Origin of the sequence: Polaromonas sp. 39-63-25, from assembly GCF_002278925.1 — a bacterium.
In the GTDB taxonomy this organism is placed as follows: Bacteria; Pseudomonadota; Gammaproteobacteria; order Burkholderiales; family Burkholderiaceae_C; genus Polaromonas.
Genome location: NZ_NCJH01000001.1, coordinates 322,931 through 338,438, shown reverse-complemented (window position 1 = coordinate 338,438; position 15,508 = coordinate 322,931). Strand labels below are relative to the sequence as shown.

At 63.5% G+C, this 15,508-nt stretch carries 11 protein-coding genes; 8 read left to right on the top strand and 3 right to left on the bottom strand.

Annotated elements, in window-relative coordinates:
- The first annotated feature begins 33 nt into the window (after positions 1-33).
- The 7 genes from lpxB (at position 34) to B7X65_RS01580 (ending at position 8,272) form a co-directional block, all read left to right on the top strand.
- Positions 34-1,170 (top strand): lipid-A-disaccharide synthase, encoded by a 1,137-nt coding sequence (gene lpxB / locus B7X65_RS01610; RefSeq protein ID WP_293592241.1) that lies wholly within the window; start codon positions 34-36, stop codon positions 1,168-1,170.
- Entirely contained in the window at positions 1,142-1,759 is a 618-nt protein-coding gene (rnhB, locus tag B7X65_RS01605) for a ribonuclease HII (RefSeq protein WP_096665427.1), read from the top strand. The genes lpxB and rnhB overlap by 29 nt, the downstream gene beginning before the upstream one ends.
- Positions 1,756-2,544 (top strand): RNA methyltransferase, encoded by a 789-nt coding sequence (locus tag B7X65_RS01600; protein WP_293592240.1) that lies wholly within the window; start codon positions 1,756-1,758, stop codon positions 2,542-2,544. Before rnhB ends, B7X65_RS01600 begins: the two co-directional genes overlap by 4 nt.
- Positions 2,545-2,818: 274 nt before the next feature.
- Entirely contained in the window at positions 2,819-4,000 is a 1,182-nt protein-coding gene (gene carA, locus B7X65_RS01595; protein WP_293592239.1) for a glutamine-hydrolyzing carbamoyl-phosphate synthase small subunit, read from the top strand.
- Entirely contained in the window at positions 3,993-7,223 is a 3,231-nt protein-coding gene (gene carB, locus B7X65_RS01590) for a carbamoyl-phosphate synthase large subunit (protein WP_293592238.1), read from the top strand. The genes carA and carB overlap by 8 nt, the downstream gene beginning before the upstream one ends.
- A gap of 120 nt (positions 7,224-7,343) precedes the next feature.
- Positions 7,344-7,820, top strand: a complete 477-nt coding sequence (greA, locus tag B7X65_RS01585; RefSeq protein WP_293592237.1) for a transcription elongation factor GreA — start codon at positions 7,344-7,346, stop codon at positions 7,818-7,820.
- An 8-nt stretch (positions 7,821-7,828) separates the two neighbouring features.
- Positions 7,829-8,272, top strand: a complete 444-nt coding sequence (locus B7X65_RS01580; RefSeq protein ID WP_293592236.1) for a DUF4149 domain-containing protein — start codon at positions 7,829-7,831, stop codon at positions 8,270-8,272.
- Between the two features lie 18 nt (positions 8,273-8,290).
- Here the strand turns inward: B7X65_RS01580 and folD are convergent, their stop codons facing one another.
- The 3 genes from folD to B7X65_RS01565 all read right to left on the bottom strand — a co-directional run bounded on the left by folD (position 8,291) and on the right by B7X65_RS01565 (position 12,451).
- Positions 8,291-9,136, bottom strand: a complete 846-nt coding sequence (folD, locus tag B7X65_RS01575; RefSeq protein WP_293592235.1) for a bifunctional methylenetetrahydrofolate dehydrogenase/methenyltetrahydrofolate cyclohydrolase FolD — start codon at positions 9,134-9,136, stop codon at positions 8,291-8,293.
- Between the two features lie 86 nt (positions 9,137-9,222).
- Entirely contained in the window at positions 9,223-9,852 is a 630-nt protein-coding gene (locus B7X65_RS01570) for a response regulator transcription factor (protein WP_293592234.1), read from the bottom strand.
- Between the two features lie 34 nt (positions 9,853-9,886).
- A complete protein-coding gene (locus tag B7X65_RS01565; protein ID WP_293592233.1) occupies positions 9,887-12,451 on the bottom strand; it encodes a PAS domain-containing sensor histidine kinase in 2,565 nt (854 codons plus the stop codon).
- 270 nt (positions 12,452-12,721) lie between these two features.
- On the opposite strand from B7X65_RS01565, the gene aceE reads away from it, so the two are divergent.
- Complete coding sequence (gene aceE, locus B7X65_RS01560) at positions 12,722-15,487, top strand: pyruvate dehydrogenase (acetyl-transferring), homodimeric type (protein ID WP_293592232.1); 2,766 nt, start codon at positions 12,722-12,724, stop codon at positions 15,485-15,487.
- The last annotated feature ends 21 nt before the right edge of the window (positions 15,488-15,508 follow it).

The following is a 15,508-nucleotide window of genomic DNA, read 5'->3' as shown; positions in this document are numbered from 1 at the left end:
GCGGCCGGGTCCTCTGCGGCAAATACTCCCCGCATGGCCCTGGTCGCTGGCGAAACCTCGGGGGACCTGCTGGCCGGTTTGTTGCTCGACGGGTTTTGTGCACGCTGGCCCGGGTTGACGGCGGTGGGCATCGGCGGGCCGCAGATGGCGCGCCGCGGCTTTTCACCCTGGTGGCCCAGCGAGAAACTGGCGGTGCGCGGTTATGTCGAGGTGTTGCGGCACTACCGCGAAATTGTCGGCATCCGCAAGCAACTCCGGGAACGGCTGCTGCAGTTACGGCCCGATGTGTTCATCGGCGTTGATGCACCCGACTTCAACCTCGACCTCGAGGCCGATCTCAAGGCAGCCGGCATACGCACCGTTCATTTCATCAGCCCCTCGGTCTGGGCCTGGCGCGCCGACCGTGTCGAAAAAATCCGCCGCAGCGTCGACCACGTGTTGTGCATCTTCCCCTTTGAGCCGGCCTTGCTGGCGCAACACGGCATTGCCGCCACCTACGTGGGTCACCCGCTGGCCGGCATGATCCCGATGCAGCCCGACAAGGCGGCGGCCCGGCAACAGCTGGGCCTGGCAGCGGATGATCTGGTGCTGGCGGTGTTGCCGGGCAGCCGCCGCTCCGAGATTAAATATCTGGCTGACAGATTCTTTCGGGCTGCAGCCCTTGTCCAGCAGGCGCAGCCTGCTATCAAAATAGTAGTTCCCGCGGTGCCCGCCTTGCGCCAGCAGATCGAGCAGGCGGCGCAGGACGCGGGTGTGCTGGCAAAGGTGCAGATCGTCGCCGGGCAGTCGCACACGGTGCTGGCGGCCTGTGATGTCACGCTGATTGCCAGCGGCACTGCGACGCTGGAGGCGGCGCTGTTCAAGCGTCCCATGGTGATTGCCTACAACATGAACTGGCTGTCCTGGCAGATCATGCGCCGCAAGAAACTGCAGCCCTGGGTAGGCCTGCCCAACATTCTGTGCCGCGATTTTGTCGTACCCGAACTGCTGCAGGATGCCGCCACGCCGCAGGCGCTGGCCGCTGCGGTGCTGCAATGGATAGATGCGAAAATCTCCGCACCCGAAAAAATAGCTGCTGTCGAACAACGATTCACACAGCTGCACCACGAGCTGCAGCGCGATACCGCCCAACTGGCCACCGATGCGATCCAGAACATTCTTGAAGGCTGAACAGGTCACCCTCTCCTGGGACACGCCCGGACTGTGGGCCGGTGTGGACGAGGCCGGCCGCGGGCCGCTGGCCGGCCCGGTGGTGGCGGCCGCGGTGATTCTGGACGATCTCCAGCCCATCAAGGGTCTGGCGGACTCCAAGGTGCTGACGGCGCGGCGCCGGGAGCAGCTCTACGAGGAAATCCTCGCCAAAGCCCTGTGCTGCTCGATTGCCGAGGCCAGTGTCGAGGAAATCGACAGGCTCAACATCCTGCAGGCCACGATGCTGGCGATGAAACGCGCGGTCGAGGGCTTGCGTCTGAAGCCCGTGAAGGTGCAGGTCGATGGCAACCGGCTGCCGGTGCTCAGCATGCTGGCCGAAGCCATTGTCAAGGGCGACGCGCTGGTGCCGGCCATCTCCGCCGCGTCCATCCTGGCCAAGGTGCACCGGGACCGCTGGTGCGAGCAATTCCATCTGGAATACCCGCAATACGGTTTTGCCGGCCACAAAGGTTATGGCACGGCCGAGCACCTGGCTGCGCTGCGCGAGCACGGCGCCTGCCCGCAACACCGGCGGTCTTTCAGCCCCGTGGCCGAGGTTCTGCGTTGAGCTCGCCCGCGCCGGCAGCGCCTGTGTTTGTCACCTCGCGCGACAACGCCCTGGTCAAGGATTTACGCCGGCTCTCACAGGACAGCACGGCCTACCGCAAGCAGGGACGGGTCTGGCTGGAGGGCGACCACCTGTGCCGCGCCGCGCTGCTGCGCGGGCTGACCCCGGCGATGACCGTATTTTCAGAATCATTCTGGCCTCTGGCCCCCGCTGAATGGGCGCAGGCAGCTATCAAAACCATAGTAATTTCCGATGCGCTGCTGCCCGAGATCAGCGGCCTGGAGTCGCCGGCCCGCATGGGCTTTGTGATTGATTTGCCGGCACCAGCGGCCCTGTCGCCGGGTGTGGCCTCGCTGATTCTGGACAGGGTGCAGGATGCCGGCAATGTGGGCTCCATGCTGCGCAGCGCGTCGGCCTTTGGTTTCAGCCAGGTGATTGCGCTCCGGGGCACGGCGGCGCTGTGGTCGCCCAAGGTGCTGCGGGCCGGCATGGGCGCCCATTTCGGGCTTCAACTGCTTGAAGGAGTGGAGCCGCAGGCGCTGGACGGCTTGACCGTGCCCATCATTGTGACCAGTTCACATGACGGTGCTTTCCTGCACCGGCAAGCCCTGCCCATGCCCTGTGCGTGGGCCATGGGACACGAAGGGCAGGGCGTCGGCGACGACCTGATGGCCCGGGCCAGCCTGAAGATGCGCATAGACCAGCCGGGTGGCGAGGAGTCGCTCAATGTGGCGGCTGCTGCTGCAATCTGCCTCTACGCCAGCTCGGTTGCCGCAACCCGCTAACCAGGCGGGTTGGGCGGACTTCGTGACCAGCAGGGGCCGCGGAACTGGCTTTGCCAGGCCGCAGGCGCAGCGGCCCCCTCGGGGGGCAGGGCGCTACACGCAGTGAGCAACCGTGGGGGCGCATGCCGGCGTTATATAATCAGGGGCTTTTCAAAACACAGCTTCGCCCAAGCGCACACAAAGCCAACACCCTCACAAAAGCAGCCCGCAAGAGTCTTGACAGAGACGTTTCTTGTGCACGCTTGGGCGAACCGTAACCAACCCGGAGAACCCAGTGCTTTTGTCTCTACAGGGAAATACCCCTCACGCCATCCTGGCGCTCGCAGACGGCACGGTCTTTATCGGCAATTCCATTGGAGCCGTGGGCTCCACGGTCGGTGAGGTGGTGTTCAACACTGCCATGACCGGCTACCAGGAAATCCTCACGGACCCCAGCTACTGCCAGCAGATCGTCACCCTCACGTACCCCCATATCGGCAACTACGGCATCAATGCCGAAGACGTGGAGGCGGAAAAAGTCCATGCCGCCGGGCTGATCATCAAGGACTTGCCGCTGATCGCGTCGAATTTCCGCAGCACCATGACCCTGTCCGAGTACCTGGTCCGGGAGGGCACGGTGGCGATCGCCAACATTGATACGCGCCAGCTGACACGCATGCTGCGCACCCAGGGCGCACAAAACGGCTGCATCCTGGCCTTGCCTGCGGGCGAGGACGTGTCGCCTGAACATATTGAACAGGCGATTCTCGTGGCCCGCAGTGCCCCAAACATGGCCGGCCTCGACCTGGCCAAGGTGGTTTCCTGCAAGCAGTCCTACGAATGGACGCAGACCGAGTGGAAGCTGGGCTCGGGTTACGGCGTGCAGATCACGCCGAAATTCCATGTCGTCGCCTTCGACTTCGGCGTGAAGAAAAACATCCTGCGCATGATGGCCGAGCGTGGCGCACGCATCACGGTGGTGCCGGCGCAGACGCCCGCCGCCGACGTGCTCAAGCTCAAACCCGACGGCATTTTTCTGGCCAACGGACCGGGTGATCCGGAACCTTGCGACTACGCGATCACGGCCGTGCGCGAGCTGATCGAGACCGGCATCCCGACCTTCGGTATCTGCCTGGGCCACCAGATCATGGCGCTGGCCAGCGGTGCGAAAACTTTCAAGATGAAGTTCGGCCACCACGGCGCCAACCATCCGGTGAAAGACCTGGACAACGGCCGCGTCAGCATCACCAGCCAGAACCACGGTTTTGCGGTGGACGAAAAAACGCTGCCGGCGAATTTGCGCCCGACCCACATCAGCCTGTTCGACGGCACGCTGCAGGGCTTGGCCCGCACCGACAAGCCGGCTTTCTGCTTCCAGGGCCACCCGGAAGCATCGCCCGGGCCACACGACATTTCGTATTTGTTTGACCGTTTCACCGCGCTGATGGAACAGGCTCAGGAGAAGAAGAATGCCTAAGCGCACTGACATCAAAAGCGTCCTCATCATCGGGGCCGGCCCCATCATCATCGGCCAGGCCTGCGAGTTCGACTACTCCGGCGTGCAGGCCTGCAAGGCGCTGCGTGAAGAGGGTTACAAGGTCATCCTGATCAACAGCAACCCGGCGACCATCATGACCGACCCGGCCACCGCCGACGTCACCTACATCGAGCCCATCACCTGGCAGACGGTCGAGAAGATCATCGCCAGGGAGCGTCCCGACGCCATCCTGCCAACGATGGGCGGTCAGACCGCGCTTAATTGCGCGCTCGACCTCTGGCACAACGGTGTGCTCGACAAGTACAAGGTCGAACTGATTGGTGCCACGCCCGAAGCCATCGACAAGGCCGAAGACCGCCTGAAGTTCAAGGACGCGATGACCAAGATCGGCCTGGGATCGGCCCGTTCCGGCATCGCGCACAGCATGGAAGAAGCCTGGACGGTGCAGAAGACCCTCGGTTTCCCGACCGTGATTCGTCCCAGTTTCACCCTGGGCGGCACCGGCGGCGGCATTGCCTACAACTCGGAAGAGTTCGAAGTCATCTGCAAGCGTGGCCTGGAAGCCTCGCCGACCAACGAGCTGCTGATCGAGGAATCGCTGCTCGGCTGGAAAGAGTACGAGATGGAGGTGGTGCGCGACAAGGCCGACAACTGCATCATCGTCTGCTCGATTGAAAACCTGGACCCCATGGGCGTGCACACCGGCGACTCGATCACCGTGGCGCCGGCCCAGACCCTGACCGACAAGGAATACCAGATCCTGCGCAATGCCTCGCTGGCCGTGCTGCGCGAGATCGGTGTCGACACCGGTGGCTCCAACGTGCAGTTCTCGATCAATCCGGTCGACGGCCGCATGGTGGTGATCGAGATGAATCCGCGCGTGTCGCGCTCGTCGGCCCTGGCCTCCAAGGCCACCGGTTTCCCGATCGCCAAAGTCGCGGCCAAGCTGGCCATCGGTTACACGCTCGACGAGCTACGCAACGAGATCACCGGCGGCGCGACCCCCGCGAGTTTCGAGCCCAGCATCGACTATGTCGTCACCAAGATTCCGCGTTTTGCGTTCGAGAAATTCCCGCAGGCCGACAGCCGTCTGACCACGCAGATGAAGTCGGTCGGCGAAGTCATGGCCATGGGCCGCACCTTCCAGGAGTCCTTCCAGAAAGCCCTGCGCGGCCTGGAAGTCGGCGTGGACGGCATGAACGAAAAAACCCAGGACCGCGAGGTGCTTGAGAAGGAACTCGGTGCGCCCGGTCCCGACCGCATCTGGTACGTGGGCGACGCCTTTGCCATGGGCATGAGCGTGGACGAAGTGTTTGCGCTGACCAAGATCGACCCGTGGTTCCTGGTGCAGATCGAGCAGATCGTCAAGGTCGAGCTTGAACTGGAAACGACCACCCTGGACAAGATTGACGAGCCGACGCTGCGCATGCTCAAGCAGAAGGGCTTTTCCGACCGGCGCCTGGCCAAACAGCTCAAGACCACGGACACCGCCATCCGCGAAAAACGGCTGGAGCTGGGCGTGCGCCCGGTTTACAAACGGGTGGACACCTGCGCCGCCGAGTTTGCCACCAACACCGCCTACATGTACTCGACCTATGAGGGCGAGGGCAGCGAGTGTGAAGCCGAGCCGACCGACAACAAAAAAATCATGGTGCTGGGCGGCGGGCCCAACCGCATCGGCCAGGGCATCGAGTTTGACTACTGCTGTGTGCATGCGGCGCTCGCCATGCGCGAAGACGGCTACGAGACCATCATGGTCAACTGCAACCCCGAGACCGTCTCGACCGACTACGACACCAGCGACCGCCTGTATTTCGAGCCGCTGACGCTGGAAGACGTGCTGGAAATTGTCGACAAGGAAAAACCGCTGGGCGTGATCGTCCAGTATGGTGGCCAGACGCCCTTGAAGCTGGCGCTGGACCTGGAGAAAAACGGCGTCCCCATCATCGGCACCTCGCCCGACATGATCGACGCGGCCGAAGACCGCGAGCGCTTCCAGAAGCTGCTGCATGAACTGAAATTGCGCCAGCCGCCCAATGCCACGGCCCGCACCGAGCCCGAAGCGCTGGAAAAAGCCGCCGCCCTCGGCTACCCGCTGGTGGTGCGCCCCAGCTACGTGCTCGGCGGCCGCGCGATGGAAATTGTGCATGAGCAACGTGACCTCGAGCGCTACATGCGCGAAGCCGTCAAGGTCAGCCATGACTCGCCGGTGCTGCTGGACCGCTTCCTCAACGACGCGATCGAATGTGACGTCGACTGCATCCGCGATTCCGAAGGTGTGACCTTCATTGGCGGCGTGATGGAACACATCGAGCAGGCCGGCGTGCACAGCGGCGACTCCGCCTGTTCGCTGCCGCCGTATTCGCTGAGCGCGGAGACAGTGACCGAGATCAAGCGCCAGACCGCGGCCATGGCCCAGGCCCTGAACGTGGTGGGTCTCATGAACGTGCAGTTCGCGATCCAGCACGTGGACGGCAAGGACGTGATCTACGTGCTCGAGGTCAACCCGCGTGCCTCGCGCACCGTGCCTTTTGTCAGCAAGGCAACCGGCATCCAGCTGGCCAAGGTCGCGGCACGCTGCATGGTCGGCCAGACGCTGGCCTCGCAAGGCATCAGCAAGGAAGTCACGCCACCGTATTTCAGTGTCAAGGAAGCCGTCTTCCCCTTCGTCAAGTTCCCCGGCGTGGACACCATTCTCGGCCCCGAGATGAAGTCCACCGGTGAGGTGATGGGCGTCGGCAAAACCTTCGGCGAGGCCTTTGTGAAGTCGCAGCTCGGTGCCGGCACCAAGCTGCCGACCTCCGGCAAGGTCTTCATGACGGTCAAGAACAACGACAAGCCGCGCGCCGTGGAAGTGGCGCGTGCGCTGGCGGCGCTGAAGTTCGAGATTGTCGCCACCAAGGGCACGGCTGCGGCGATCAACGCTGCCGGCATTCCCTGCGGCGTGGTCAACAAGGTCACTGAAGGCCGGCCGCACGTGGTGGACATGATCAAGAACAACGAGATTGCGCTGGTCATCAACACCGTGGAAGAACGCCGCAATGCGATCGCCGACTCGCGGCAGATCCGCACCTCGGCGCTGCTGGCCCGGGTCACCACCTACACGACCATCGCCGGCGCCGAAGCGGCGGTGGAGGGCATGAAATACCTGGACAACCTGACGGTTTATTCGGTTCAGGAACTCCATTCCCAACTGGCCTGAGCTCGGGACAACTACCGAGCCCGCGCCGGGGCATTTGCATTAAACTCGCATTAGGACAAACATGTTAAGACGCCGCCGCCAGGTGACTGGTGGCGGTTTCGCTTTTGGAGGACTCAAACCATGGCAACCATTCCGATTACAAAAAAGGGCGCGGAAAAGCTCAAGGCCGAACTGCACCAGCTCAAGACCGTGGATCGCCCCTGGGTGATCAACTCGATTTCCGAAGCGCGGGCCCAGGGTGACCTCAGCGAGAACGCCGAGTACGACGCCGCCAAGGACCGCCAGGGCTTCATCGAAGGCCGCATCCAGGAAATCGAAGGCAAGCTGTCGGCCGCGCAGATCATCGATCCGTCCGAGGTCGATGCCGGCGGCAAGGTGGTGTTCGGCTCCACGATCGAGTTGCAGGACGAGGACTCCGGCGACAAGGTGACCTACCAGATCGTCGGCGAAGACGAGGCCGACATCAAGCTGGGCCTGGTCAACATCAGCTCGCCGATTGCACGCGCGCTGATCGGCAAGGACGAGGGCGACACCGCCGAAGTGCAGGCACCCGGTGGCATCAAACGCTACGAGATCATCGCGGTGATGTACATCTAGGCTGCCGCATGAAACCACGACTGAGCATCCTGCTTGCCGCCCTCTGGTGGGGCAGCCTGACGGGTCTGGGTTTTGTCGTGGTGCCGATGTTGTTCATCCACCTGCCCAGCCCCGCCGCGGCCGGCGCCATGGCCGCGAAACTGTTCACGGCCCAGACGTGGCTCAGCGTGGCCTGCACCATGCTCCTGCTGCTGGCCTTGAATAAAAAAGAGGCTCCAGCCCTTTCCCCCTCTGCGCAAGCAGCTATGAAATTCATAGTGGCCGGCCTGCTGCTGGCGGTGCTGGTGGAGTTCGGCGTGGCGCCGCGCATTGTCAATGCACGCGTTGACGGCGGTAACCTCAGGCTCTGGCATGGCCTGGGCAGCGCGATGTACCTGGCCCAATGGCTGGCTGCCGGCTGGACGCTGTGGTGCCTGAGCCGGACGACAAAAGCTGCCGACGCCGAGACCTGAAGCTCCAGCCCGCGGTTTCTAGCTGCGCTCCGCCGCTTCCAGGGTATTGACCAGCAACATCGTGATGGTCATGGGGCCCACACCGCCGGGCACCGGTGTGATCCAGCCGGCGACTTCCTTCACGCCGTCGAAATCCACATCGCCGCAGAGTTTGCCTTCGTCATTGCGGTTCATGCCGACGTCAATCACGACCGCGCCGGGTTTGACCATGTCGGCCGTCAGCACATTGCGCTTGCCCACGGCGGCGACCACCACGTCGGCCTGAAGCGTCAGGGCCTTGAGGTTTTGCGTGCCGCTGTGGCAGATCGTGACCGTGGCATTTTTCTGCAGCAGCATCAGCGCCATCGGTTTGCCGACGATGTTGCTGCGGCCTATCACCACCGCATGTTTGCCCTTCAGGTCGTAGTTGATGCTCTCGAGCATCTTCATGCAGCCATAGGGCGTGCAGGGCCAGAAGCCGGGCTGGCCGACCATCAGCGCACCGGCGCTGGCGACGTGGAAACCATCGACGTCCTTGGCCGGCGAAATCGCCTCGATCACCTTGTGCGCATCGATGTGGGCGGGCAGGGGAAGCTGGACCAGGATGCCGTGGATGGCCGGGTCGCGGTTCAGGGCATCCACGCGGGCAAGCAGCTCGGCTTCGCCCAGCGTCGCCGGGTAACGCTCCAGCACCGAATGCAGGCCGCTGTCCTCACAGGCCTTGACCTTGTTGCGCACATACACCTGGCTGGCCGGGTTCTCGCCGACCAGCACCACGGCCAGGCCGGGCACCACACCACGGGCGCGCAGGGCGGCGGCGCGTTTCGCGACGTCGGCGCGCAGTTGTTTCGACAGGGCGATGCCATCAATGATGTGAGCGGTCATGGTTTCTGGTCTTCAAGGAAAAACGCCCGCCAGTCCTTGAACCACGGGCGTCATCAGCTATAAAAAGAGGAGTGAAGGAAGATCGGTCAGGCGGCCTTGGGTGCGCTGGAACCCAGGGCAATTTTCAGCAGGTCGGCCACGGTGTTGGCATTGAGTTTTTCCATGATGTTGGCGCGGTGCGCCTCCACCGTCTTGATGCTGATGCCCAGGTCGTCGGCGATCTGCTTGTTCAGGCGGCCGGCGACGATGCGCTCCAACACCTGCGCCTCGCGCGAGGTCAGCTTGGCCAGCAGGGCGTCGCGGCTGGCGGACTGCTGGTGTTCGCTGAAGGCTTCCTTGGCCTGGTCCAGCATGCGCTCCACCAGGCTGACCAGGGCTTCTTCCTGGAAAGGCTTCTGGATGAAATCCATCGCGCCTTTTTTCATGGTGTCCACCGCCATGGGCACGTCGCCGTGGCCGGTGATGAACACGATGGGCAGCGGCGACTTGCGTTCGACCAGACGGTCCTGCAGTTCCAGGCCGGTCATGCCGCCCATGCGGATGTCGACGATCAGGCAGGCGACTTCGCGCGGATCGTAGCGGCTCAGAAAGGTTTCGGCAGAGTCGTAACAGCGTACGCGGTAGTCCTTGCCTTCGAGCAGCCACTGGAGCGAGTCGCGCACGCCCTCGTCGTCATCGACGACATAGACGGTACCTTTTTTTGGAATCAAGCTCATGCCAAACCTTTGCGTAAACGGTTTCAGAACCCTGTCAGGAAATGCCAGTCGGGGCGGCGGGCGCTTCTGCGGCAGCCGGCGCTGGCGAGAGCAGGGGTGTCACGGGAATCCAGAAGGTAAACCGGCACCCCACCACTTCGTCGCCATTGTAGAGGTTCTCGGCCTGCATTCTGCCCTGGTGCGACTCCACAATGCTGCGGCACAGCTTCAGGCCAATGCCCATGCCTTCGGCCTTGGTCGAGTAGAAGGCTTCGTAGAGACGTCCCATCACTTCAGGCGACAGGCCCTTGCCCGAATCCAGCACCGAAAACTCGATCACGTTCTGCTCGTCTATGGTTTTGGGCACCACGCGCAGCTCCACGCTGCGCCGCGCGGTGGGGCGCTGCGCCTGCGCGATCGATTCGGCGCCGTTTTTCATCAGGTTGATCAGCACCTGCTCGATCAGGATGGGGTCCACCATCACAGGCGGCAGGCGCGCGGCGATGTAGTGGCTCAGCCGCACGTTGTGGCGGCGCAGTTCGATGTCGGCCAGCTCCATCGCATTGCTGACCATGGTGGCCACGTCGGCCGGGCTGCGGTTCGGTTCGCTGCGTTTGACGAAGGAACGGATGCGCTGGATGATCTGCCCGGCGCGATGCGCCTGCCGGGCGGTTTTTTCCAGCGCGACAAGCAGGTCCTCGTTGCTGATCTGCTGGCCCTTGATGCGCGAGACCATGCCGTTGCAATAGTTGTTGATGGCGGTCAGCGGCTGGTTCAGTTCGTGCGCCACGCTCGACGCCATCTCGCCCATGGTGATCAGGCGGCTGGCCGCCTGGGCCCGCTCGGCCTGCAGCGCGGCCTGCTCTTCGGCATGGCGGCGTGGGGTGATGTCGGTGGCAATCACCATCTGGGCCAGGCGACCGTCCACCCAGGTGAGGTAGCGCGAGCGCACCTCCAGCCATTTGCCAAGTTCGGGCACAAAAATCTCGGCGTTCTCGGTCTGGGCCGCGGTCAGGGTGTCGGTCGGGAAACCGGCGAGGCCATCGACCGCGTCCAGGGTATCGTCCGTCGGCGTCACGGCCGGCACGCCGGCCTGGGCAATCAGGCTCATGTGGCCGGCGACTTCACCGCCGAACCAGGCGCGGTAGAGCTTGTTGGCAAACAGCAGCTCCTCGCTGCCCAGCGGCGCCACCGACACCGCCGCGTCCAGCCCTTCGAGCACCGTGGTGAAGCGCTCGTACGACGCGGACAGCTCCTCGCGGATGCGCTTGGGCTCGGTGATGTCGGTCATCGAGGTCATCCAGCCGGTCTGCTGGCCGCGCGGGTCGATCAGCGGCGAGACATACATGCGGCCGTCGAAAATCGCGCCGCTTTTTCGTTTGACCCGGACCTCAAAGCCGCCCGGCGTGGAACGGCCGTGCAACTCGTCGTCGAGCCGTGCTGCGAGCATTTCGCGGTCCTGCTCCGGCCAGTAGGGGAAGGGTGCGGTGCGGCCCACCAGCTCGCCTTCGCTCCAGCCCGTCATCTGGCAAAACGCCGGGTTGACATAGGTGATGCGGCCCTGCAGGTCCAGTGCCCGCATGCCCGTCAGCATGGAGTTCTCCATGGCGCGGCGGAAATTGGTCTCCGAGATCAGCGCTTCCTGAGCCTGCACGCGCCGTCGCGTGTGGCGCCAGGTGCCCAGCAGCATCCAGACGGTCAGCGCACTCAGGGCGCTGACGAGCCAGAAGAAGCCGCTGCCCACCACACCGAGCGAGGCCCGGTAACCCTGGGCCTTGAGCAGCAGGCCATTGCCGACCGGCGACACCGGAATTTCGTATTCCTGCGCCTCGTCGGACATCGGCAGCAGCTTGGCCGCCGTGTTTCTGGGCGGCGGCAGGTTGCCGGCCAGCACCTTGCCCTGGTCGTCGAGCAGGGCCACCGCGTATTTGGCGGTCACTTCATTGGGCACGCCAAAGCGCAGCAGGCCGTCGATGGCGTATTCGCCCATGATGACGCCGTCGAATTTGCCCTGGTCGTCGAGCGGTACCTGCAACTGCAGGCTGGGGGTGTTGTAGCTGGGGTCGTCCTTGACAGTCAGCGGGCGCGAATAGACCGGTTGCCGCAGGTCGCGCGCCAGGCCGAAGGTGCTTTCCGTTTCCCCGCGTTTGAGCTGTTCGCCGGGCGCCTGTTGCTGCGACGAATTCGCGCTCGGCGAAACATAGGCAGAGCGGACCCGGCGGCGCGCGTCTATCCAGGTCACCGCCAGCAGTTCGGGGTACTGGTTGACCAGGGATTCGGCCTGCGCAATGAACTCCTCGCTGTCCACGTCCTTGTTGGACACGTCGCGGCCCAGCCGCATCAACTGCTCCTGGCGCTCCAGTAGGCGCAGGCGCAGCCTTTGCTGCGCGTACTCCACATCGCGCTTGACGGCCTGCTGCTCGCGGTCGATTTCCTCGATGCGCAGGTAGGCAAAGGCGGCAATCACCGCGGCCAGGAAAAGCATCACCGCCAGCAGGGGGCCAAGGGTGACGAAGCGGTCCTGGCGGGTCGGCGATTGTTTGCGCCACCAGCGCCGCCAGCGGGCCAGCGGCGCGCTGCTGGCAGGGGCGTCAAAGGTGGAGGGTGTGGGCTGAGTCATGGCGGGATGTCGAGTTTACGGGACTTCCCCCTGCGGCCGTGCGCCACCTTGATGCAAGGGCGGCCCCGACGCTGGCGGACTCTGGCGGTGCGCCCGCTGGGCCTGTCTCATCAGGGTTGTTGATGTTTCATAATGCGAAAACAACAAGCATAATTTGAAAAATCCTGAAAATTGTGGGAAACTGGCGCCTGGAATCCAAATTGCGTTAACGTGATGTTGACGCCACCAAATCAACAGCTAGGAATCTAGCGATCAGCAGGAGACAAAACCATGGCTGCAAATCCGGAACAGGCACGTGCCGACACATTGGGCAAGGCGGCCAGCGAGGGCCAGGACCAAGACGCCCAGGAAACCCGTGAGTGGATTGATGCGCTCAGTGCCGTCATTGCCAACAGCCCCAGCAACGACGAGGGTCGCGCACGTGCTCACTTCCTGCTGGAGCAGTTGCTGGAGCAGGCGCGCCAGGAGGGCGTCGACACGCCGTTCTCCGCCACCACCGGTTATGTCAACACCATCGAGCCCAGCGACGAGGTGCCTTCTCCCGGCAACCTGCTGATCGAGCAGCGCCTGCGCGCCTACATGCGCTGGAATGCCATGGCCATGGTCGTCAAGGCCAACCGCCTGCACCCGGCCGACGGTGGCGACCTGGGCGGCCACATTGGCTCGTTCGCTTCGCTGGCCAGCCTGTTCGGCGCCGGCTTCAACCATTTCTGGCACGCGGAAAGCGACGATCATGGCGGCGACTGCCTCTATATCCAGGGTCATGTATCGCCCGGTGTGTATGCCCGCGCCTACCTCGAAGGGCGGCTCAGCGAAGAGCAACTGCTGAACTTCCGCCAGGAAGTCGACGGCAAGGGCCTGTCGAGTTACCCGCATCCCAAGCTGATGCCCGAGTTCTGGCAGTTCCCCACCGTCTCCATGGGCCTGGGCCCGCTGATGGCGATTTACCAGGCGCGTTTCCTCAAGTACCTGCATGCGCGCGGCATTGCCAACACCGAGAACCGCAAGGTCTGGGTGTTCTGCGGCGACGGCGAGATGGACGAGGTGGAATCGCTGGGTGCGATCAGTCTGGCGGCGCGCGAGAACCTCGACAACCTCATCTTCGTCATCAACTGCAACCTGCAGCGCCTGGACGGCCCGGTGCGAGGCAACGGCAAGATCATCCAGGAGCTCGAAGGCGAGTTCCGTGGTTCGGGCTGGAACGTGATCAAGCTGATCTGGGGCAGCAACTGGGATCCGCTGCTGGCGGGTGACAAGAACGGTGCGCTGCGCAAGGTCATGATGGACACACCCGACGGCGACTACCAGGCCATGAAAGCCAACGACGGTGCCTATGTGCGCAAGCATTTCTTCGGTCAGAATCCCGAGACGCTCGAGATGGTCTCGAAGATGAGCGACGAGGAAATTTTCGACCTGCGCCGCGGTGGCCATGATTCGAAAAAAGTCTATGCGGCGTTCCACAAGGCGGTCAACCACACCGGCCAGCCGACCGTGCTGCTGATCAAGACCGTCAAGGGTTTTGGCATGGGCAAGATCGGCGAAGGCAAGAACAACGTTCACCAGACCAAAAAGCTGTCCGACGAGGACATCAAGGCCTTCCGCGACCGCTTCAACATCCCGATTCCCGACAGCCAGCTGGCGGACGTCCCGTTCTACAAACCGGCCGACGACACGCCTGAAATGAAATACCTGCACGAGCGCCGCAAGGCCCTCGGGGGCTACCTGCCGCACCGCCGGACCAAGGCCGACGAAAGTTTCACGGTGCCGTCGCTGGAGACTTTCAAGGCGGTGATCGAGCCCACGCCGGAAGGCCGCGAAATTTCCACCACCCAAGCCTATGTGCGTTTCCTGACGCAGTTGCTGCGCGACCAGGCGCTGGGCGCGCGCGTGGTGCCCATCCTGGTGGACGAGGCCCGCACTTTCGGCATGGAAGGGCTGTTCCGCCAGATCGGCATCTACAACCCGGCAGGCCAGAAATACACCCCGGTCGACAAAGACCAGGTGATGTATTACAAGGAAGACAAGAAGGGTCAGATCCTGCAGGAAGGCATCAACGAGGCCGGCGGCATGAGCAGCTGGATCGCGGCGGCCACCTCCTACAGCACGAACAACCGGATCATGATCCCGTTCTACGTGTATTACTCGATGTTCGGCTTCCAGCGCGTCGGCGACCTGGCCTGGGCCGCGGGCGACATGCAGGCGCGTGGTTTCCTTCTGGGCGGCACTTCGGGCCGTACCACGCTCAACGGCGAAGGCCTGCAGCACGAGGACGGCCACAGCCACATCCTGGCCGGCACCATTCCCAACTGCGTCAGCTACGACCCGACCTATGCCCACGAGGTGGCGGTGATCATGCAGGATGGCCTCAAGCGCATGGTCGAGCGCCAGGAAAACGTTTTCTACTACATCACGCTGCTCAACGAAAACTACGCGATGCCGGGCCTGACCCCGGGTACCGAGGCGCAGATCGTCAAGGGCATGTACCTGCTCCAGGAAGGCGGCCAGGGGCTGCCCAAGGGCCAGGCCGGGAATGCGCCGCGCGTGCAACTGCTGGGCTCGGGCACCATCCTGCGCGAGTCCATCGCGGCCCAGGAACTGCTGGAAAAAGACTGGGGCGTCGCCGCCAACGTCTGGAGCTGCCCGAGCTTCAACGAACTCACGCGTGACGGCCAGGATGCCGAGCGCTGGAACCTGCTGCACCCGCTGGACACGCAGCGTGTTCCCTTCGTGGGCCAGCAGCTCGAAAAACACACGGGACCGGTGGTTGCCTCGACCGACTACATGAAGGCCTATGCCGAGCAGATCCGTCCCTTCATTCCCCGGGGCCGTACCTACAAGGTGCTGGGGACCGACGGTTTTGGCCGCAGCGATTTCCGCTCCAAGCTGCGCGAGCACTTCGAGATCAACCGCCACTACATCGTGATTGCCGCGCTGAAGGCGCTCAGCGAAGAAGGCACCGTGCCGGTGGCCAAGGTCGCAGAGGCGATCCGCAAGTACGGCATCAATGCCGACAAGGTCAACCCGCTTTACGCCTGATCATCACGCGCAGAAAAATAC

What these genes read in the sequence shown, in the direction of transcription:
- carB (WP_293592238.1), top strand. Translation starts at nt 3,993, where the DNA reads ATGCCTAAGCGCACTGACATCAAAAGCGTCCTCATCATCGGGGCCGGC.
- B7X65_RS01565 (WP_293592233.1), bottom strand. Translation starts at nt 12,451, where the DNA reads ATGACTCAGCCCACACCCTCCACCTTTGACGCCCCTGCCAGCAGCGCG.
- rnhB (WP_096665427.1), top strand. Translation starts at nt 1,142, where the DNA reads ATGCGATCCAGAACATTCTTGAAGGCTGAACAGGTCACCCTCTCCTGG.
- folD (WP_293592235.1), bottom strand. Translation starts at nt 9,136, where the DNA reads ATGACCGCTCACATCATTGATGGCATCGCCCTGTCGAAACAACTGCGC.
- B7X65_RS01570 (WP_293592234.1), bottom strand. Translation starts at nt 9,852, where the DNA reads ATGAGCTTGATTCCAAAAAAAGGTACCGTCTATGTCGTCGATGACGAC.
- B7X65_RS01580 (WP_293592236.1), top strand. Translation starts at nt 7,829, where the DNA reads ATGAAACCACGACTGAGCATCCTGCTTGCCGCCCTCTGGTGGGGCAGC.
- aceE (WP_293592232.1), top strand. Translation starts at nt 12,722, where the DNA reads ATGGCTGCAAATCCGGAACAGGCACGTGCCGACACATTGGGCAAGGCG.
- lpxB (WP_293592241.1), top strand. Translation starts at nt 34, where the DNA reads ATGGCCCTGGTCGCTGGCGAAACCTCGGGGGACCTGCTGGCCGGTTTG.
- greA (WP_293592237.1), top strand. Translation starts at nt 7,344, where the DNA reads ATGGCAACCATTCCGATTACAAAAAAGGGCGCGGAAAAGCTCAAGGCC.